This window comes from Lentzea albida (genome assembly GCF_900111005.1).
Taxonomy (GTDB): domain Bacteria; phylum Actinomycetota; class Actinomycetes; order Mycobacteriales; family Pseudonocardiaceae; genus Lentzea; species Lentzea albida.
Genome location: NZ_FOFV01000021.1, coordinates 1 through 18,170, shown reverse-complemented (window position 1 = coordinate 18,170; position 18,170 = coordinate 1). Strand labels below are relative to the sequence as shown.

The window sequence follows — 18,170 nt, the reverse complement described above, 5'->3', positions numbered from 1 at the left end:
GGCGGTGCCCCCGGCCGAGAACCCGGCCGGGGGCATCGCTGTGCTGTGGCTGTGTCAGCAGGCGAGCGTCGGGGCCTGTGCCTTGCCGCCGCTGGGGAGGTTCGCGGACTTCACCCCGGTAAGCCCGAGGACCGCCTGGGCCGTGGCGCGCCGTGCCGTGGCGGCGTCGAAACCCGTTGCGTCGTAGGAGATCGTGCCGCGGTTCGCGGCCGGTGCGGAGCACCCCTGCTGGAGCGACCTGAGGAACCTCTTGGCCTTCACCGCCGCGACCGGGCGGTGCCCGGCCAGCGCCTGGGCCGCGAGCCCGGTGCTGTTGGCGTTCGAGGCGGCCGTCCCGAGCGGGAACCCGCCGTCCGCGCACTGCGTGCCCGCCAGCCACGTCGTGCCCTCGGCGGCGTTCGTGGTGTCATCGGTGGGGTGCAACGCCTGCACCACCACGGACGTCGAGTCGACGTCGCTCACGCACGGTGTCTGCCCGAAGTCCTGCGGGAACCCGCCGTCCGCGCACTGCGTGCCGGCCAGGAACGCCGTGGCGGACGTGGGCGCGCCACCGGACGTGCGGTCCAGCGCGATCAACGCATCTGACCGCGGGCACCGGATCAGGGGAGCCGGCGCGAGATGGCCAGGGCCGCGCGCCGCAGCTCCGCCCCCAGCTCCGCCACCCGGTCCTCCGGCACGTCGGCCGCCGTCCCGGCCACCTGCACGGCGGCGGTCGCCCCGCCGTCCGGGACGGGGACCGCAGCGGCGACCGAGGCCATGCCGGGTTCGCGTTCGCCGCGTGCGTGGGAGTAGCCGAGGGAACGGATGGTGCCGAGCTCGGCCAGGAAGTCGTCGCGGCTGACGGTGGCGCCGTCGGCGTAGGTGTGGTCGGTGAGCTGGTCGAGGAACTCGGACAGCTCGTCGTCCGGCATGTGCGCGGTGAGCGCCTTGCCGGCGCCCAGGTGCAGCGGGAGTCGTTCGCCGATCGGCAGTTCGTAGCGCAGGGGAGCGGCACCGCTCACCCGTGCCAGCACGACGCGGGACCAGCCGATGCGCTTGAACAGGGAGGCGGTGAGGCCGGTCGCGGTGGCCAGGTCCTGCAACACCGGGCGGGCGGCGTTGAGCAGCGGGTTGGTGGTCAGGTAGGCGTGCGCGCCGAAGACGAGGCCCACGCCGGGGCGGTAGCCGCCCGCGTCGCGTTCGACGCGCCCGCGGGCTTCCAGCACGCCGAGGATCCGCTGCGTGGTGGGGATGGGCAGGCCCGCTTGACGGGCCACGTCGGTCAGGCGCAGGGCGTGGTGGCTGCTGTCGATGACCTCGAGGATGTCGATGGCGCGTTCGAGTGACCGCATGCTGGTCGCGGATTTGGCCGGCTCCGGCATCACGCCTCCTGCGAGAAGATCGTTGTCGGCCACATCCTTCCACACAGTGGTAAGAGCTTCCAGGAACGGTTAGCGCAGCGCGGTCGCATTGGGCGGCGAGCCGACACCACCCACGAGGTGCAACGGCTTGACGACGACGAACGCGTCCCAGCGGCCGTGCTGACGGCTGTCCGCCACCAGCTCGGTCAGGTTCCAGAGCTCGCCCAGGGGAACGCCGAGCTTGGCGATCAGCTCCTGGTGCATCATTCCGGCGTCGTCTGGCGCGTCCGCGAGGAACACGTCCGTGGCCACCGGCAGCACCTCGACCGCGAAGGTGTCGGTGGCGAAGACCGCGACCCGGTGGTCCCACAACCAGGTCGGCAGGTCGCGGGTCTGGCGGAAACCGGTGGCGCGGCGGGCGTCGCGGACCTCGGCGCGCACGGACGGGTCCGCGTCGAGGAACCACCGCGCCCACCCGGTGTGCACGAGCACCAGGTCACCGGGACGGACCTCCTCGCCCTGCGCGCGCAGGGCGCGGTCCAGCACGTCGACGTCCAGCGCGGGGCCGGCGCGGTGGTCGAGCGGGGTGCCCTCGGCCGCGAGCAGGCCCTCCACGTCCACGACCACCGCGCGGCCCGCGATCGGCTTCTCCGCCCACCGCTGCACGCCGAGCGCGGGGTGTCCGGCCCGTACGTGGTCGTCCGGCACGCCGTTGTAGAAGCCGTGCCCGGTGGCGCGGCGGTGGCGCAGGCCGTCGAGCTGCGAGGTGGCCTGGAGGTAGAACTCGCGCAGGACGTCGTCGCGCGAGTTCTCGTGCGCGGACAGGATCTCGTGCCTGGGAGCGGACCTGGCCCGTGCCATCGGCGGGTCGAACGCGTCGAGCGCGTGGTCGAGGCTGAACACCGCGCCCCGCGTGACGGTCGCGGCCGCCCCGGCGACCTCGGACGGGCCCGCGAAGTTCGCCGTGCCGCGTTCCGGGTCGCGGGCGAAGACCCCCCAGCTCGCGCCGGGAGGGTCGCGGTGGAGCAGTTCCGCGTAGGTCGGGTGGTCGTCACTCACTTTTGTGGTTCTCCCCGTAGGACAGGGCGAACGACAGCAGGCCCGCCACGGAGGCGCCGCCGAACGCGAACGGGGCGAGCGCGGTCGCCCAGTGCCGCGCGGCGGTGGCGTCCCCCGCCACCAGCGTCGCGGCCTGCCCGAGCACGATCGCCAGTCCGGCCAGGAGGAAGAACACCACGGACACTCCGAAGAGGATGGTGACGGCGCTGCTCTTGGTGGTGGAGGCGGTTTCCATCGTTTCTCCTTGTCGGTGAGCGGGTCAGACGGGGAGAGCGCCGACGGCGATCAGCACGCCGAGGCCGAGGATCGGCAGGCAGTAGTACTTGAGCAGCGGCAGGAAGGTCTTCACGGGGTCGACCCGTGCGATGCCGGCGGCCACGTAGATCGGCGCGCCGGACGGGGGAGACGCGCCCTCGGTGGAGGCGAAGATCAGCACAGCGGCGGCCGCGACGGGAGCCGGGATGCCCACCCCGGCGAGCGCGACGACGGCGACCGGGCCGATGGCGGCCATGGTGGCGCTGGCGGTGAGCGGCACGGCGGTCGCCACGACGATCACGCCGATCGCGACGGCCATCAGCCACGCCGGGGCGTCGAGCCCGGTCAGCACCGACTCGAGCTGTCCGGCCAGACCGAGGTCTGCCAGCACGTTCGACGCGGCGAACGCGGCCACGATCGTCACGCCGATGACACCGAACGACGGTGCGGCGCCCGAGATCGTCGTGCGCCAGGCCGACGCCGTGCGGGGCAGGTGCCGGCGACCCAGCACGAGGACGAGCGCGATCATCAGCACCGGGATCCAGGTGACCAGGCTGATCACGTCCGGCATCCCGTACGGCTGGGCGGCGAGGCTGGTGCCGTCGGCGAGCTGGACGGGCTTCTTCACCTGGTCACCGACACCGGAGTACGTGCCGAGCGCCTCGGCGAGCGGACCGCGCGTGAGCAGCAGCGGCACCAGGATCGGCAGGAACAGCAACAACGACGTCCACCCGGTGCGCAGGCTCTGCCGCAACGGCAACAGGTCCGACGGCGACATGGGCTCGATGCCGTTGCGCCGCACCAGGAACCACGCCAGCACGATCCGGTAGCCGAGGCACCACAGACCGGCGAACGCGAGCGGCGCCACGATCTCGTCAGGTTGCATGACCCCCTGCGCGGCGAGCCCGCCGACGAGGATGAACATGGTGGCGGAGAAGGGGAAGCTCACCCCCATGCCGGCACCACCGGCGACGACGGTGGCGGCGAGCTCCGGCTTCACCCCGGACCTCTTCATCCACGGCACCGTCACCGACCCGACGGCGGCCGTCACGGCGGCGCCGACGTGGGCGATCGCGCCGAACACGCCGCCCGCGACGGTGGCGGTGTAGACGGAACCGCCGCGCAGCCGTCCCAGCACCGAGTTCAGCAGGTCGATCAGCCGGTCGAGCACGGGCGTCCGCGCGAGCAGGTAGGACATGAACACGAACGCGAGCCCCGCGAACGTGACCTCCTCCTGCATCGCGTCGAGCACGGCCTCGCTGATCGAGTGCCACGCCGAACCGCCCTCGACCCCGCCTGCGAGCGCGAAGCCGCACACCGCGGCGAACCCGAGGATCATCGCCTCACCGATGTTGCGCTTGACCACCGCGTTCCAGAAGATGATCACGCCGACGAACGTCAGCAGCGCCCACACGCCCGTCATCAGGCTGTCCCGGCGAGGATCGCGGTGCGGCGGCGGGCCTCGTCGGCCTCGACGGCGCGCCCGGCGAGCAGGCTCGCGGCGGCCTCAGCGGCGGGCACGACGACCACGCCGTCGTCGTCGCCCACGACCAGGTCACCGGGGTGCACGACCACCCCGCCGACGGCCACGGGCACGTCCACCTGCCCCGGACCGTGCTTGTACGGGCCCGCCGCGCAGACGCCGCGCGCCCAGACCGGGAACCCGATCTTCTCCAGTTCGACCACGTCGCGGACCGCGCCGTCGACCACGATCCCGCGCACGCCCCGCCGCTTGGCCCGCTCCGCCATCAACTCGCCGAGCAGGGCGCGGCTCACGTCACCACCACCGTTGACCACGAGCACGTCGCCCGGCTGAGAACCCGCGATCGCCCGGTGCAGAGCCAGGTTGTCACCGTTGCGCACCCAGACCGTGCGAGCCCGCCCGACCACCCGCGCGCCGCGCCAGAGCGCCCGCACCGCGCCGTCGAGCATGCCCATCCGGTCCCGCGCGTCGCCGATGTTGGCCACCGCGAGTCCGTCGAACGCCGACAGCAGGTCGCCGGAGGGCCGGAGCGCGGCATCGGCGGCGCTCCGGTGCACCTCGGCGGCCGCTCGCGTCATCACGGGCCTCACCCCCAGAGTGTCGAGCAACTCGGCCGCGGCCGCCGACTCGCCGGCGCGCCGTGCCGCGTGCTTGACCGTGCCCTCGTGCAGCCGGTCCAGCGCGGTGTCACCGCCGGACAGTTCGCGGGCGACCTGCTCGCGCACCCACCGCTCCTCGCCGGCCGCCCGTCCCGCCGCGACCGACTCGACGATCAACGCGCCGAGCCCCTTCATGAACGTGCTGCGCAGCAACTTCCGCGCCGAGGCGTCCCCCGCGGCCCCGCCGATGTCCTCCGCCTCCGCGCCGAGCGCCGCGAACACCTCCGCCGCCCGCGCCGACGCCGCACCGCTCACGACCACCGAGGTCGCGGCACCGCGCGCGGGCACCGACCCGACCACCGCGACGTCGGCGAACCTCGTGTCACCGACCACGTCCGCGATCCTGCGCTTGACCTCGCGCGCCGCCGTGTTGAGGTCCGCGTACACCGCGTCGGCGGCCAGGTGCGGCGCCACCGACGCGGCGGCGTCCTCGGCGGCCTTGCCGCCGACCAGGCTCACCACGAGGCCCGCGCCCTGCACCGCCGCCTGCGGGGTCGTCGCCCGCACGACCCCCGGCGGCGTGGTGCCGGCCACCGGGTCGTAGCCCGTGACCGTCCACCCCTGCTCCACCAGACCGGCCGCGTACAGCGCTCCGGCCTCACCCAAACCCAGTACGGACGCCCGCATGCCGTCTCCCGAGGATTTTCATACAGTGGTAATGGCTCTCGCTAGACGGATACTATTGCCGTGAGATGAGAAGTTCGTCAACCCTCTGTGTGCGGTGGGGTCATTTCGGGCATGCGAAAACGCCCGGCGGGGGTGCCGGGCGTTCGGGGGGTGTTCCAGGGTCGCGGAAGGTTGCGCTCGGGCGCTTGGTTCGTCGCGGCCGGCGGCAGGCCGCTGCTGGTGGACGGCCGGGTCGGCTCCGGGTGGCGGGCCGCGGGTGGTGGGGAGTCGGGGCGAGGGCCGCGGAAGGGTGAACCGGAGGTGTCGGGTGGGAAGGCGAGATCCGGGCCGGCCCGGATCAGCGCCGTCCCGGCGTCCCCGCCGGCGCCCGGCTACGGCAGCAACGTGTCCGGCGGGATCTGCAGGGCGATCGTGATCAACGAGTGCACGCGCGTCGCGATGACCGCGAGCAGGCCCTGCATCTCGGGGGCCGCGCCGTCCGCCGCCGTCTGGAGGGTCTGCAGGTCGACGTCGATGCGGTCCAGGATGGCCGCGACGTCGGCCTGGCGGGCCGTCAGCGCCGTGGAGATCTCGTCCAGGGGAACACCGTGGACCTCCAGACGTTGAACCAGGTGGATCCTGTCGATGTCGGCGGGGGAGTAGAGGCGGTAGTTGGACGCGGTGCGCTGGGCGGGGCTGATCAGGCCCAACGTCGTGTAGTAGTCGACGGTGCGGATGCTGACGCCGGCTCGTGCGGCGAGTTCACCGATCTTGAGCAACGCTTCGCTCACGTGCACCTCCTCTTCGGCAACCATACAGTGCCACGTGCTACTGTTGGAAACATGCCTGATGAAGCCGACGTTGACGGCTGCAGTAGTACGCCGGGGCGAGCCCGGCGAACCGTCTCGAGTGCCGCGGGTGCGGCATGTTGATCCTCTCCGGCCTGCTGGCGATCGTGGCGCTCACCGCCGCCACCGGCTATTTCGTCGCCCAGGAGTTCGCGTACATGGCGGTCGACCGCGGTCGGCTGCAGCAGATGAGCGAAGCGGGTGACAAGGCCGCCGACCGCGCTCTGCGGGTGACGCAGAAGCTGTCGTTCATGCTCTCCGGTGCCCAGTTCGGCATCACCGTGACCGCGCTGCTGGTCGGGTACGTGGCCGAACCGCTGCTCGGCACGGGCCTCGCGAACCTGCTCGGGCTGCCCGAGTCGTTCGGGGTGCCGCTGGCGATGGCCGTCGCGCTGATCTTCGCGACCGTCGTGCAGATGGTGCTCGGTGAGCTGCTGCCGAAGAACCTCGCGATCGCCAAGCCCGAGGCCCTCGCGAAGTGGCTCAGCTCGTCGACGCTGGTCTACCTCAAGATCGCCGGTCCGGTCATCCGGCTGTTCGACGCCGCGGCCAACAGGCTGCTGCGCTCGATCGGCATCGAGCCCGTGGAGGAGCTTCCCCAGGGTGCGACGCCGGAGGACCTCAAGCAGATCGTGGGCGACGCGGGGGACCAGGGTCACCTGGACCCCGAGTTGGCCCAGCTGCTCGACCGCGGTCTCGACTTCCGCGAGCTCGTGGCGGAGCAGGCCATGACGCCGCGCGTGAACGTGCACTCGGTGCGGTTCGACGAGCCCGCGTCCCGCGTGGTCGAGCTGCTCGACACCGGTCACTCGCGGTTCCCCGTGGTGGGCAAGGACCTCGACGACATCCAGGGTGTCGTGGGCCTCGCCGAGGTGCTGACGCTCACGCCCGAGCAGCGGCCGGTCACGCCGATCGGCCAAATCGCCTCGACCGCGCTGGTCGTGCCCGCGACGCTGCCGCTTCCCGCCGTGCTGGAACGCCTGCGCACCGAACGGCGCCAGCTCGCGTGCGTGCTCGACGAGTTCGGCGGGTTCGCCGGGATCGTCTCCCTGGAGGACCTGGCGGAGGAGCTCGTCGGGGAGATCCACGACGAGGACGACCTGGTCGAGGACGCGATCGAACGCGTCGACGACACGAAGTGGCAGGTGCCCGGCCGGATGCGGCTCGACGAGATCGAGGACGCGACCGGCGTGGAGCTGCCCGAGGACGACGCGTACGACACCGTCTCCGGCCTCGTGCTGCACCGGCTCGGCCGGACCGCCGAGGTGGGCGACGAGATCCAGCTGGACGGGGTCACGCTGCTCGTGGGTGCCGTGACGCGCAACGTCCCGGAGACCGTCGTGCTGACCGTGCGGGTCAGGGAGGAGGCTCGATGAGCATCGGAACGGCACTGGGGATCTCGCTGGTCCTGTTGGCGCTCAACGCCTTCTTCGTCGCGGCCGAGTTCGCGCTGATCGCGGCCAAGCGGCACCGCCTGGAGCAGGACGCGGAACACTCCCGCGCGGCGCGGGCCGCCGTGGCGGGCGTGCGCGAGCTGTCGCTCATGCTCGCGGGTGCGCAGCTCGGCATCACGCTGTGCACGCTGGGTCTCGGCGCGCTGGCCAAGCCGGCGGTGGCGGACCTGTTCGACCCGCTGCTGCAGCTGGCCGGTCTGCCGGACGCGGTGGCGTACGGCATCGCGTTCACGCTCAGCCTGGTGCTGGTCGTGTTCCTGCACATGGTCGTCGGTGAGATGGCGCCGAAGTCCTGGGCGATCTCGCACCCGGAGAAGTCGGCCCTGCTGCTGGCGCTGCCGTTCCGGGCGTTCGCGCACTCGGTCCGCTGGATCCTCAGCGGCCTGAACTCGACGACGAACGGCCTGCTGCGCCTGATGAAGGTCGAGCCGCAGGACGAGCTGGCGCAGGCGCACCGGCCGGACGACCTGCGCATGCTCGTGCGCCAGTCCGGTGAACACGGCCTGATCCCCGAGGGCCAGCAGAGGCTGCTGACCCGCATGCTCCAGGTGCAGAAGACGACGCTGCGCGAGGTGATGGTGCCGATCGGGGAGACCTCGACGGTCACCGAGGACACCACCGCGCGGGAGATCGAGCGCAACAGCCTCCACTGTGGACGTTCGCGCTTCCCGGTGAAGGACCTGGGCGGCGGGTTCGTCGGCCTGGTGCACATCCGCGAGGCGATGCGCGCCACCGCCGCGGGCGGCGACCCGAGTGCGCGGGAGCTGATGGCCCCCGTGCTGACGCTGCCCGCCTCGATGCCCGTCGCCGCCGCCGTCACCGCGATGAAGGCGGACAGGGCGCAGCTCGCGCTCGTGTCCGGCGACGACGGCGTGGCCGGCATCGCGGCACTGGAAGACCTGCTCGAAGAGCTCATCGGCGACTTCGACGACGAGACCGACGCACCGCGCGCCGCGGTGCGGAACTGACAACCCCAGTCCCCGCAGGAGGAGACTTGTTCAAGCGGATGCTCAGCGCGTTCGGCGTCGGCGGACCGTCCGTCGACACCGTGCTCGACTCGCCGCACGCCGCCCCCGGCCAGCTCGTCACGGGCCAGGTGCGGATCCAGGGCGGCAGCGCGGACGCTGAGATCGGCCAGGTCGTGCTGTCGCTCGTCACACGTGTCGAGGTGGAGCACGGCGACCACGAGTACGGCGGTGTCTCGGAGTTCTTCCGGATGGTCGTGCAGCAGGGCGTGCGCGTGCCGGCCGGTCAGCTGCAGGCGATCCCGTTCCAGCTGCCGATCCCGTGGGAGACCCCGATCACCGCGGTCGGCGGCGGCCAGCTGCCGGGCATGACCGTGGGCGTGCGGACCGAGCTCGTGATCGCGGGAGCCCCGGACAAGGGCGACCTCGACCCCGTCCTGGTCCACCCGCTGCCGTCGCAGGACGCCGTCCTGAACGCGTTCGGGCAGCTCGGCTTCCAGTTCCGCAGCGCGGACGTCGAGGCCGGCCGCCTGCACGGCGTGCCGCAGGAGCTCGGCTTCTACCAGGAGATCGAGTTCTTCCCGCCGGCGCAGTTCGCCGGGTCGGTGAGCCAGGTCGAGCTGACCTTCGTCGCCAACCCGCACGAGCTGTACGTGATCCTCGAGGCCGACAAGCGCGGCGGCATGTTCTCCTCGGGCGGTGACGCGTTCGGCCACTTCCGCGTCTCGCACCAGGAGGCGCAGGGCACCGACTGGGCGTCGGCGATCAACGGCTGGCTCGCCCAGGTCGCGCAGCGCGGCCACGCGAACCCGGCGTTCGGCGGCGGCCACAACCCGGCCTTCGGCGGTCACAACCCGGCGTTCGGCCAGCCCGGCTACGGCCACCAGCAGCACGGCTACGGTGGTCACCACGGCTACGACCAGCACGGCCACCACGGCCACCGCAGCGGTCCCGGCATCGGTGGCGTGGTCGCCGCGGGTGCGGCGGGCGTGGTCGGCGGCATGGTCGTCGGCGAGGTCCTGGAAGAGGTCTTCGAGGACGACGGCGGCGGCGACTTCGCCTTCGGCGAGGAGTGATCTGACGCGTTCCGGGTCCGGCGCCCTTGCTGGGGCGCCGGACCGGGAGCGATAGTGGAGAGGCAGCACGGCAGACCAGGAGGCCCGCAATGGCGCTGGCAGACCACGAGAAGCGCGAGCTCGAAGAGATCGAGCAGCGCTTGTTCGCCGAAGACCCGAAGTTCGCGGCCAAGCTGACGAAACCGTCCGTGCTGGCGTTCCTGTCCGGCCGGACCGTGCGCCTGCTCGGCGGTCTGCTCGTCTACCTGTGCGGCCTGCTGGTGGTGATCGCGGGCGTGAGCTGGTCTTCCGTCGCGGTGATCGCCCTCGGTGCCGTGGTGTGCGCGGGCGTGTTCGCGGGCCTGGTGTTCCAGACCTGGCGCTCGCACCGCGAGTAGCCGGGCCTCAGAGGCCGGGGACCAGCACGGTGCGGTCGAACGGCCCGCCGTGCTTCGCCGCGTGGGCGACGGCCTCGTTGACCTGGTCGAGTCCGAACCGGGTGACGCGTTCGGGCGAGAGGTCCAGGGCTCCCGTCGCGACGAGGCGGATCATGCCGGTGTTCGCCGTGCGCGGGAACATCCACTGGCCGCGCACCGTCACCGAGTTGCGCATGATCCACGGGTAGGGCAGGGCCAGGTCGGCGCCGCCCAGCATGCCGACGCCGCCCATCAGCACGACCCGCCCCTGCTCGCGCACCACCATGGCCGCCGCGCGCGCCGCCGCACTCGGTGCACTGGGCGGCAGGAGGTCGAGCACGAGGTCCACGGGGCCGCCGGCGGCCTTGGTCATGGCGGTGCGGTCCGTGTCCTCGTCCCCGGTGAGCTCGACCGGGCTCACGCGTGCGCCGAAGCGGTTCGCCAGGAGGTCGAGGGCCGCCCGGTTGCGTCCTGGGGCCACCACGTGCCCGGCGCCCATGGCGAGTGCCACGGCTACCGCGCTGCTGCCGAGGTTGCCGGTGGCGCCGCTGATCAGGACCGTCTCCCCGGCCGCGAGCCCGCCGGCCAGCAGTCCGCCGTACGGGATCGTGTGCACCGCCAGTGCGGACCAGCGCGCGGGATCGGCGGTGGAGGGCAGGTGGTAGGCGTTCTCGGTGGGGACGCGCAGGAGTTCGGCGAACGGGCCGTCGTGCAGGTGGCGGGCGAGGCGTGCGCCGCCCTCGCCGCGGGAGCTCCAGCCCTGCAACGCGATGTCCGGGGTCAGGGCGTCGTCGCGGGCGCGGACCGTCGAGTCGCACCACACCAGGTCACCCGCCTCCAGCCTGGTCGCGTCCGGTCCGACGCGCAGCACCCGGCCGATGCCGCCGACCCCCGGCACGACGGGGGGTTCGAGCGGGTAGCGCCGTTCGCCGCCGAACACCTCGGCCGCGTACGGCGGCACGCAGGTCGCCAGCACCTCGACCAGCACCTCACCGCCGCCGGTCACCGGGTCGGGGACGTCGCCCACCACCAGGGGAGAGCCGAACGCCGTCAACGTCGCTGCACGCATGGGAAAGCCTTTCCGGGTCGGGTCTTCTCCCTCACGCTAGGGACGGCCCGGGGCATGCGGGAAGCGATGATCCGGCATCCCTGGTATGCCTGGTAGGCATGGACGTCTCGAGCGCGAACCTCCGGGTGCTCTGCCAGATCGCCGAGTCGGGCAGCTTCACCGCGGCCGCCACGGAGCTGGGCTACACGCAGTCCGCGGTGTCGCGCCAGGCGATCGCACTCGAACGCAGTGCCGGCACCACCCTGTTCGAGCGGCGGACCGACGGGGTGCGGCTCACCCGGTCCGGGCTGACGCTGCTGCGCCACGCCCGCGCGATCCTGGCGTCGGTCGACGCGGCTGAACGCGACCTCACCGGGGAGCCGCCCCGCACGGAACAGGTGCGGCTCGGGCTCGTCCCCAGCGCCGGGCCGGTGGTGCTGTCCGCCGCGCTCACCAGGCTCGCGAGGACCGCTCCACGCGTCCGGGTCACCACCCGCGAGGGCACCACGCCGAGCCTCGCCCGCGCGCTGCGCAGCGGTGCGATCGACGTCGCCGTGCTCGTCTCCCGTCCGCCGCACCGCCCACCCGACGCGGAGTCACCCCGCTTGCACGTCACGACCGTCGAGGACACCGAGCTCGTCGTGGCGGCGCCCGCCACCGGGGTGTTCGCGGGTCGCACGTCCGTGCACGTCGACGAGCTGGCCGACGTGCCCTGGATCGCGAGTCCCTCGTCGGGCGCGGAGCCGCTGCTCGGGGTCTGGCCCGGTCTGGGACGGGCCCGCGTCGTCCACGCCGCGCGGGACTGGCTGACCAAGCTGCACCTGGTCGCGGGCGGCTTCGGCGTCACGACGATCCCCGCGCGCTTCTCGGCTCTCGTCCCCGCGGGCGTGACGTCCCTGCGGGTCGAGGGCGCGCCACCCGAGATCCGCCGCGTCCTCGTGGCCCACCTGCCCGGTGCCGCCACCCCGGCCGTCGCGGCGGTCGTCGAGGCGATCACCGCGAGCTTCGGACCCTGACGGGCGTCAGTCGTCCCGCCATTCGGCCGGGACGCCGCCGGGCAGCGCCTCCGCCAGTTCGCGCAGCAACGGCAGCGGAACGGTGGAGTACTCGGGGAACCGGTGGTACGGCTTGACCATCGGGTGGAAGCGCTCCGGCAGCCCGCCCGACCGCGCCAGTGCCGCGAGCGCCGTGCCGATGCGCTCACCGGGCACCCGGAACGCGAGGTCGTAACCGTCCACTTCGGACACCGTCGGCAGCCACCCGTCCAGGAACGCCTCGGCCTGCGCGCGGTGGCCGGCGAGCGCGTCGGCGAAGACCGAGCACAGCGCGAACGTCAGGGCGGTCTCGCGGCCGTCGCCGAGGAAGTGGCGCGTGGTGAGGCTGATCGACTCCTCCGTGCCGCCCGGCTTCAGCGCGGTGAACACCTCGCCGAGTGCGGCCCACGCGTCCACTTCGGCCAGCGCGGCGAGTGCGGACTCCCGGTCGTCGCGCGCGAGCAGGTCGTCCTCCAGCACGAACCACAGCAGGCCGCGGGACGTGCGCCGGGTGAGTTCGCCGGTGGCGGTGCCGAGCAACCGGTGGGCGGCCTCCACCGTGCCCGGGACGTCGATCCACAGGTAGTCGACGTCCGCGCCGGTGATGGCCGACGGCGACGAGCGCAGCGCGGTCTCCAGGGTGGCGCGCTGGGCCGCGGTCAGCTCCTCGGGCGCCAGCGGGCGGTAGGTCCTGCCGCTGGCGCGGAACTGCCGCGCCATCCGTTCGAGCAGGCGGGAGTGCAGGTTCGGCCGGGAGTTCCCCGGCGCCGTCAGCAGCCCGTCGTCGTCCGTGCCGAACGTCCACGCCGAGGCGGCCAGATCGGCGAGGTCGCCGGTCCACACGTCGTGCACCGGGTACTCGCCCTGGGCGAGGTGGTGCAGCAACGCCAGCGAGTCGTCGTCGCCGAACCCGGAGTGGACCAGGCACACCGCGGCCGCGCACCGCACGTGCAGCGATGGGCTTCCAGTCATCAGATCCCGCGCAGCCGCGACGTGGTCGACTCTCGTGTCGGTGCGCCTCGGCAGACCCGGTGCGACGCCGTTGTCGCGTGCGGCGAGGAAGCCGTGGGCCAGGCAGAGGCCCGCGGTCGCGTCCTGGGTGAGCGCGGGCAGCCCCTTCGGTTCCCTGCCCAGCAGCACGAGCAGCCGCAACGCCTCGTCGTCGCCGGTGCGGGTCCACATCTCCTCGACGTCGGCGGCGAACTCCGCGACGGCTCCCGCGTACTCGCTCGTGGCCTTGGCGACGTCGTCCGGCCGCGCCACGAAGTGCGTCTCGCCGACGGCGATCCTGGCCAGGAACATCAACGCCATCGTGTTGTCCCGGCGCACCAGGTCCGCCAGGAACGGGATCGCGGCCCCGGACGCCGAGTACACCGAACCCTGGTGCGTGGTCGCCGAATGCAGGCCGTAGGCACCGAAGATCTGGTCGCCGTCGTCGTCGCTGGTGAGCGCCTCGATGAACAGCGGCGTGTCCTCGGCCGTGTCGTAGGCGTCTTCGAGGGATGCCCAGTCGACGTCGCGCAGTCCCGCGGGGGGTGTCGTGGTGCCGCGCAACGGCGGCCGCTCCTCGCCGTCCTCGCCCTCGGGCTGGTCGAACTCGGGCGGCTCGAAGGCGGGCAGATCATCAGCGCTGAACACCCTTGTCACTATTTCTTCAGTGTTGACCAAAGTCAATCTCACCCCATCCGGCGGTTTCGGCGTGAGCACACAGGATCGGCGACGACGGGGAGAACCCGGTCCGCATGAGCCGGGCTGGGATGAAGTGGATCAGCGCGTCGTGCGTGGCGCTCACGGTGGTGGCGGCCTCCGCGACGCCCGCGGCAGGCGTGCAGGACGTGTTGCTGGCGGAACTCCTGCGTGAGGCGGTCGTCGCGCAGAACTTCAAGGACGTCCTCGACCTGACTCCACCGCAACCCGGCGAACCACCGGCGGAGCAGCGGGCCGAGCACGATCCCTCGCCCGCCGAGCTGGCCGGACGAGCCCTGGCGCGGACCGGCGGCACCCCGCTGCACCAGACGCCGAACCTGGACGTGGCGGTGATCGAGCTCGACCCGGCGGGCCGGCCGGCGACCGTGGCGAACGTGCTGCTCAGCCCCCAGCACCCGACCGGTGTGGTGGTGCCGGTCAAGACGCCGTCGCTGTCCACCGACCAGGTCCGCTACCGCTGGTGGAACGACCACGAGTGGGACACCGGCGGTGGCGTCGGCACCCGCGACGTGCTGCCGGGCAGGGAGAGCGCGCCGATCGACTTCTCCTCGCCGTACCCGGCGTCGGTGCTCAAGCTGATGGTCGGCTTCGGCGTGCTGCGGATGGCGGACCAGGGCAGGACCGGCCTCGACGCCGAGTACTCCTACGCCCCGGAGCCGGCCCGGGAGGTGTGCGGCGGGCCGGTGGTGAAGACGGTCCGCGTGCTGTTCGACGAGATGATCACCAAGTCGCAGAACGAGTCCACGTGCGCGCTGGTCAAGCTGCTGCACGACCTGAACGCGTGGGACGAGGTCAACCGGACGTTCGCGGACCTGGGGATGCCGACGCTGATGCTCACCGGGTCGGTGCCCGGCAACGGCGGCAACTGGGGCGGCGCGAACATGAGCGCCCTCGACACCGCGAAGCTCCTGCTGCTGGTCAACGGCGGCGCGGACGTGCTGTGGACGACTGACGCGGGCAAGCCGGTCACCGCCGCCGAGCTCTCGCCCGCGTCACGGGCGTTCTTCCTGGAGGCGCTGGCGGGTCAGGGGCACAACGAGATGCTGTCCACGCCGAACTGGTGCGGGCGCGAGCACCCCGTGCAGGGCATCCCGCAGCAGGTGCCGGCGCGCTGGATCGAGCCGGACGGCACCGTGACGGTCGGCGACGCCGTCTACGACCGGGACGTGCGGCCGTGCAACGCGGCCGCGGAGGTGGCGTTCGCGCACAAGACCGGCTGGACCAGCACGTCCGGTTCGGACGCCGGCATCGTCAAGTCGTTGCCCGGCAAGGGGGACCGGGCGTACGTCGTCGTGGTCTTCGGCAACCTGGGCATGGACTACGTCGACGTGGCCCGCCCGGCCGACCCGCCCGGGGTGTTCCCCGTGCTGTACACGCAGAAGTACGCGCAGCTCGGCAAGGCGATCGACACCATCATGAAAGGCCCGTGAGCCCTCACCACGGGACGTCGCGGTGCACGGGCGCGTCCTCGTCGAGGCCGACGAGGACGCGGTGCAGGTGCTCGGCCGCCGAGGCGAGCACGGACTCGTCGACGGTGCCGAGCGCGCGGGCGATCGCCTCGCTGACGGCCGCTCCGGTCTCCAGCGCTATTGCCTTCCCCTGGTCGGTCAGGCGCACGATGCTGCTCCTCGCGTCGGCGGTGTTCGCCTCGCGGGTGATGTGCCCGTCGGTCTGGAGCCTGCGCAGGATGTTGCTCAAGCCGCCCGTGGTCAGCAGCAGCTGCGAGGAGAGCTCTTGGGGGCGTGCGTCGCCGTTCGCGGCCAACGCGCCCAGCACGTCGAGCTCGCCGCGGGACAGCCCGCGTTCCTTGAGCACGTCGACGACCACCCGCTCCAGCAGCGTCTGGAGCCGCACGGCGTGCTGGGCGAGGGAGAGCGAGGACAGCTCGCGGGGAGACGGCACGGGAGGAGCCTACCCGACTGCTTTCGTGATAGCTTTCGCGAAAGGTAAATCGGGGAGGCTTCGTGACGACGGCGATCGAGAACGTGCGGGTGTTTGACGGCTCGGCCCTGGGCGCGCCACGCCGGGTCGTGTTCGGGGAGACCATCGGCGGCGCGGGAGCGGTGGCCGACGAGGTGGTCGACGGGACCGGGAAGGTGTTGCTACCCGGCCTGATCGACGCCCACGTCCACGTGGTGCGCGGCCGGGCCGACCTGGAGGACCTCGCCCTCGCGGGCGTGACGACCGGTCTCGACATGGCCGCGTGGCCCGCCGGGTTCGTCGACGGGATGCGACGGCAGAAGGGTGTGGCGCAGGTCCTGAGCGCCACGGTCCCGGCGGTTGGACCGGGTGGGCACCACGCCCGGATGCCGGGCTTCCCGGCGGAGGGGATCGTGACCGGCCCGGACGAGGCGCGGGCGTTCGTGGCGCGACGGGTGGCCGACGGCGCCGACTACGTCAAGGTCGTGACGGAGGCCGCGTCCCCGCAGGGCATGGACCAGGCGACGGTGAACGCCCTCGTCACAGCCGCGCACGACCACGGTCTGCTCGTCGTCGCGCACGCGGTGACCACGGGTGCGTTCCGCGTCGCCGTGGAGGCCGGGGTGGACGTCAGCACGCACGCACCGCTCGACGCCGTGCTCGACGACGACACGATCGCCCGGATGCGGGAGGCCGGGATGGTGTCGGTGCCGACGCTCACGATGATGGAGGGCACCGCCAGGGTGTTCACGGGCGCGGGGTTCCGCTACGAGCACGCGCGGGACACGGTGACGAGGTTCCGCGAAGCCGGTATCCGGGTGCTGGCCGGGACGGACGCCAACTCGGCGCCGGGAGCGCCGTTCGCGCCGAAGCACGGCGAGTCGCTGCACCACGAGCTCGGGCTCCTGGTCGCCGCCGGGCTGACCCCGGCCGAGGCGCTGGCGGCGGCGACGTCGCTGCCGGCGCGGACGTTCGGCCTCGACGACAGGGGAGTGGTCGCGCAGGGCGGGCGCGCGGACCTCGTCCTGGTCGGCGGCGACCCGGTGGAGGACATCACGGCCACCCGGAACACCACCGCCGTCTGGATCGCCGGAGAGCGCGTTCGCTGAGCCGCACGCCTGGCGCGAAACCCGTTGGCCTCAAAGGGTTCACACGGTCAGGTGAATGATTTGATCTTGGCCCCCGCTGTGCCCCACTCTGCCGCAATCCGACGAGGTGCGAGCGAGAGGTGCCATGGAGCACGAGGCGAACTGGTTCAAGGGCGCGGTCTTCTACGAGGTGCTGGTCCGCGCCTTCTGCGACTCCAACGGTGACGGCACGGGCGACCTCCGCGGCCTGGCGTCCAAACTGGACTACCTGCAGTGGCTGGGCGTCGACTGCCTCTGGCTGCCGCCGTTCTACGGGTCACCGCTGCGCGACGGCGGGTACGACATCAGCGACTTCCGCGCGGTGCTGCCGGAGTTCGGCACGGTCGAGGACTTCCAGCACCTGCTGGACGAGGCGCACCGGCGCGGGATCCGGGTGATCACGGACCTGGTGCTCAACCACACCTCCGACGCGCACCCGTGGTTCCAGCAGTCGAGGGAGGACCCGGACGGCCCGTTCGGCGACTTCTACGTGTGGAGCGACGACGACTCGGCCTACAGCGACGCCCGGATCATCTTCGTCGACACCGAGACGTCGAACTGGACCTACGACCCGGTGCGCGGGCAGTTCTTCTGGCACCGCTTCTTCAGCCACCAGCCGGACCTCAACTACGACAACCCGGCCGTCCAGGACGCGATGCTCGACGTCCTGCGGTTCTGGCTGGAGATCGGCATCGACGGCTTCCGCCTCGACGCCGTGCCGTACCTGTTCGAGCGCGAGGGCACGAACTGCGAGAACCTCCCCGAGACGCACGACTTCCTGCGCAAGTGCCGCAAGGTCGTCGACGACGAGTATCCCGGCCGGGTGCTGCTGGCGGAGGCGAACCAGTGGCCGTCGGACGTGGTCGAGTACTTCGGTGACCAGGCCGTGGGCGGGGACGAGTGCCACATGGCGTTCCACTTCCCGTTGATGCCGCGGATCTTCATGGCGGTGCGGCGGGAGTCGCGGTTCCCGATCTCGGAGATCCTGGCGCAGACGCCGGCGATCCCGGAGAACGCCCAGTGGGGCATCTTCCTGCGCAACCACGACGAGCTCACGCTCGAGATGGTCAGCGACGAAGAGCGCGACTACATGTACTCCGAGTACGCCAAGGACCCGCGGATGAAGGCGAACATCGGCATCCGCCGACGGCTCGCCCCGCTGCTGGAGAACGACCGCAACCAGCACGAACTGTT

18 protein-coding genes are annotated in these 18,170 nt (G+C 72.2%); 8 read left to right on the top strand and 10 right to left on the bottom strand.

Features of this window, described 5'->3' with window-relative positions; translation table 11 throughout:
* Nucleotides 1-54: 54 nt before the first annotated feature.
* The 7 genes from BMY74_RS37015 to BMY74_RS36985 form a co-directional block, all read right to left on the bottom strand.
* Nucleotides 55-576 (bottom strand): prenyltransferase/squalene oxidase repeat-containing protein, encoded by a 522-nt coding sequence (locus BMY74_RS37015; protein WP_089924532.1) that lies wholly within the window; start codon nt 574-576, stop codon nt 55-57.
* Nucleotides 577-599: 23 nt separating this feature from the next.
* Nucleotides 600-1,361, bottom strand: coding sequence for an IclR family transcriptional regulator (locus BMY74_RS37010; protein ID WP_143091855.1), 762 nt, complete (start codon nt 1,359-1,361; stop codon nt 600-602).
* A gap of 69 nt (nt 1,362-1,430) precedes the next feature.
* Nucleotides 1,431-2,399 (bottom strand): cyclase family protein, encoded by a 969-nt coding sequence (locus BMY74_RS37005; protein WP_089924522.1) that lies wholly within the window; start codon nt 2,397-2,399, stop codon nt 1,431-1,433.
* Nucleotides 2,392-2,634 (bottom strand): hypothetical protein, encoded by a 243-nt coding sequence (locus tag BMY74_RS37000; protein WP_089924518.1) that lies wholly within the window; start codon nt 2,632-2,634, stop codon nt 2,392-2,394. The genes BMY74_RS37005 and BMY74_RS37000 overlap by 8 nt, the downstream gene beginning before the upstream one ends.
* A gap of 24 nt (nt 2,635-2,658) precedes the next feature.
* Nucleotides 2,659-4,077: a TRAP transporter large permease subunit gene (locus BMY74_RS36995; protein WP_089924512.1), complete on the bottom strand. Its 1,419-nt coding sequence runs from the start codon at nt 4,075-4,077 to the stop codon at nt 2,659-2,661.
* Nucleotides 4,077-5,423 carry an RraA family protein gene (locus BMY74_RS36990; protein WP_089924509.1) on the bottom strand — a complete coding sequence of 449 codons (1,347 nt, stop codon included), beginning with the start codon at nt 5,421-5,423 and terminating at the stop codon, nt 4,077-4,079. Before BMY74_RS36990 ends, BMY74_RS36995 begins: the two co-directional genes overlap by 1 nt.
* Nucleotides 5,424-5,794: 371 nt before the next feature.
* Nucleotides 5,795-6,193 (bottom strand): MerR family transcriptional regulator, encoded by a 399-nt coding sequence (locus BMY74_RS36985; protein ID WP_089924898.1) that lies wholly within the window; start codon nt 6,191-6,193, stop codon nt 5,795-5,797.
* Nucleotides 6,194-6,327: 134 nt separating this feature from the next.
* On the opposite strand from BMY74_RS36985, the gene BMY74_RS36980 reads away from it, so the two are divergent.
* The 4 genes from BMY74_RS36980 (at nt 6,328) to BMY74_RS36965 (ending at nt 10,122) form a co-directional block, all read left to right on the top strand.
* Nucleotides 6,328-7,626 (top strand): hemolysin family protein, encoded by a 1,299-nt coding sequence (locus tag BMY74_RS36980; protein ID WP_089924503.1) that lies wholly within the window; start codon nt 6,328-6,330, stop codon nt 7,624-7,626.
* Nucleotides 7,623-8,672, top strand: a complete 1,050-nt coding sequence (locus BMY74_RS36975; protein ID WP_089924500.1) for a hemolysin family protein — start codon at nt 7,623-7,625, stop codon at nt 8,670-8,672. The genes BMY74_RS36980 and BMY74_RS36975 overlap by 4 nt, the downstream gene beginning before the upstream one ends.
* A gap of 26 nt (nt 8,673-8,698) precedes the next feature.
* Nucleotides 8,699-9,745: a sporulation protein gene (locus BMY74_RS36970; RefSeq protein WP_089924497.1), complete on the top strand. Its 1,047-nt coding sequence runs from the start codon at nt 8,699-8,701 to the stop codon at nt 9,743-9,745.
* Between the two features lie 89 nt (nt 9,746-9,834).
* Complete coding sequence (locus BMY74_RS36965; RefSeq protein WP_089924494.1) at nt 9,835-10,122, top strand: DUF3040 domain-containing protein; 288 nt, start codon at nt 9,835-9,837, stop codon at nt 10,120-10,122.
* A gap of 7 nt (nt 10,123-10,129) precedes the next feature.
* On the opposite strand, the gene BMY74_RS36960 is transcribed toward BMY74_RS36965, so the two are convergent.
* On the bottom strand, nt 10,130-11,209 hold the full coding sequence (locus BMY74_RS36960; protein ID WP_177230109.1) for a zinc-binding dehydrogenase: 1,080 nt from the start codon (nt 11,207-11,209) through the stop codon (nt 10,130-10,132).
* Between the two features lie 98 nt (nt 11,210-11,307).
* On the opposite strand from BMY74_RS36960, the gene BMY74_RS36955 reads away from it, so the two are divergent.
* Nucleotides 11,308-12,204 carry a LysR family transcriptional regulator gene (locus tag BMY74_RS36955; protein WP_177230108.1) on the top strand — a complete coding sequence of 299 codons (897 nt, stop codon included), beginning with the start codon at nt 11,308-11,310 and terminating at the stop codon, nt 12,202-12,204.
* Nucleotides 12,205-12,210: 6 nt separating this feature from the next.
* Here BMY74_RS36955 and BMY74_RS36950 read toward each other — a convergent pair whose 3' ends face one another.
* Nucleotides 12,211-13,860, bottom strand: a complete 1,650-nt coding sequence (locus tag BMY74_RS36950) for a hypothetical protein (RefSeq protein ID WP_089924492.1) — start codon at nt 13,858-13,860, stop codon at nt 12,211-12,213.
* A gap of 104 nt (nt 13,861-13,964) precedes the next feature.
* Here BMY74_RS36950 and BMY74_RS36945 point away from each other — a divergent pair, with 104 nt between their 5' ends.
* A complete protein-coding gene (locus BMY74_RS36945; protein WP_089924488.1) occupies nt 13,965-15,359 on the top strand; it encodes a serine hydrolase in 1,395 nt (464 codons plus the stop codon).
* A 4-nt stretch (nt 15,360-15,363) separates the two neighbouring features.
* Here the strand turns inward: BMY74_RS36945 and BMY74_RS36940 are convergent, their stop codons facing one another.
* On the bottom strand, nt 15,364-15,831 hold the full coding sequence (locus BMY74_RS36940) for a MarR family winged helix-turn-helix transcriptional regulator (protein ID WP_089924484.1): 468 nt from the start codon (nt 15,829-15,831) through the stop codon (nt 15,364-15,366).
* Nucleotides 15,832-15,893: 62 nt separating this feature from the next.
* Here BMY74_RS36940 and BMY74_RS36935 point away from each other — a divergent pair, with 62 nt between their 5' ends.
* Both BMY74_RS36935 and BMY74_RS36930 read left to right on the top strand, forming a co-directional pair.
* On the top strand, nt 15,894-16,958 hold the full coding sequence (locus tag BMY74_RS36935) for an amidohydrolase family protein (RefSeq protein ID WP_089924481.1): 1,065 nt from the start codon (nt 15,894-15,896) through the stop codon (nt 16,956-16,958).
* A 124-nt stretch (nt 16,959-17,082) separates the two neighbouring features.
* The coding region (locus BMY74_RS36930; RefSeq protein ID WP_245786572.1) for an alpha-amylase family glycosyl hydrolase at nt 17,083-18,170 on the top strand (1,088 nt) is incomplete at its 3' end.

Coding starts and splice junctions, on each gene's coding strand:
- BMY74_RS36995 (WP_089924512.1), bottom strand. CDS start 4,077: ATGACGGGCGTGTGGGCGCTGCTGACGTTCGTCGGCGTGATCATCTTC.
- BMY74_RS37000 (WP_089924518.1), bottom strand. CDS start 2,634: ATGGAAACCGCCTCCACCACCAAGAGCAGCGCCGTCACCATCCTCTTC.
- BMY74_RS36980 (WP_089924503.1), top strand. CDS start 6,328: ATGTTGATCCTCTCCGGCCTGCTGGCGATCGTGGCGCTCACCGCCGCC.
- BMY74_RS36975 (WP_089924500.1), top strand. CDS start 7,623: ATGAGCATCGGAACGGCACTGGGGATCTCGCTGGTCCTGTTGGCGCTC.
- BMY74_RS36965 (WP_089924494.1), top strand. CDS start 9,835: ATGGCGCTGGCAGACCACGAGAAGCGCGAGCTCGAAGAGATCGAGCAG.
- BMY74_RS37010 (WP_143091855.1), bottom strand. CDS start 1,361: ATGCCGGAGCCGGCCAAATCCGCGACCAGCATGCGGTCACTCGAACGC.
- BMY74_RS36990 (WP_089924509.1), bottom strand. CDS start 5,423: ATGCGGGCGTCCGTACTGGGTTTGGGTGAGGCCGGAGCGCTGTACGCG.
- BMY74_RS36945 (WP_089924488.1), top strand. CDS start 13,965: ATGAGCCGGGCTGGGATGAAGTGGATCAGCGCGTCGTGCGTGGCGCTC.
- BMY74_RS36960 (WP_177230109.1), bottom strand. CDS start 11,209: ATGCGTGCAGCGACGTTGACGGCGTTCGGCTCTCCCCTGGTGGTGGGC.
- BMY74_RS36955 (WP_177230108.1), top strand. CDS start 11,308: ATGGACGTCTCGAGCGCGAACCTCCGGGTGCTCTGCCAGATCGCCGAG.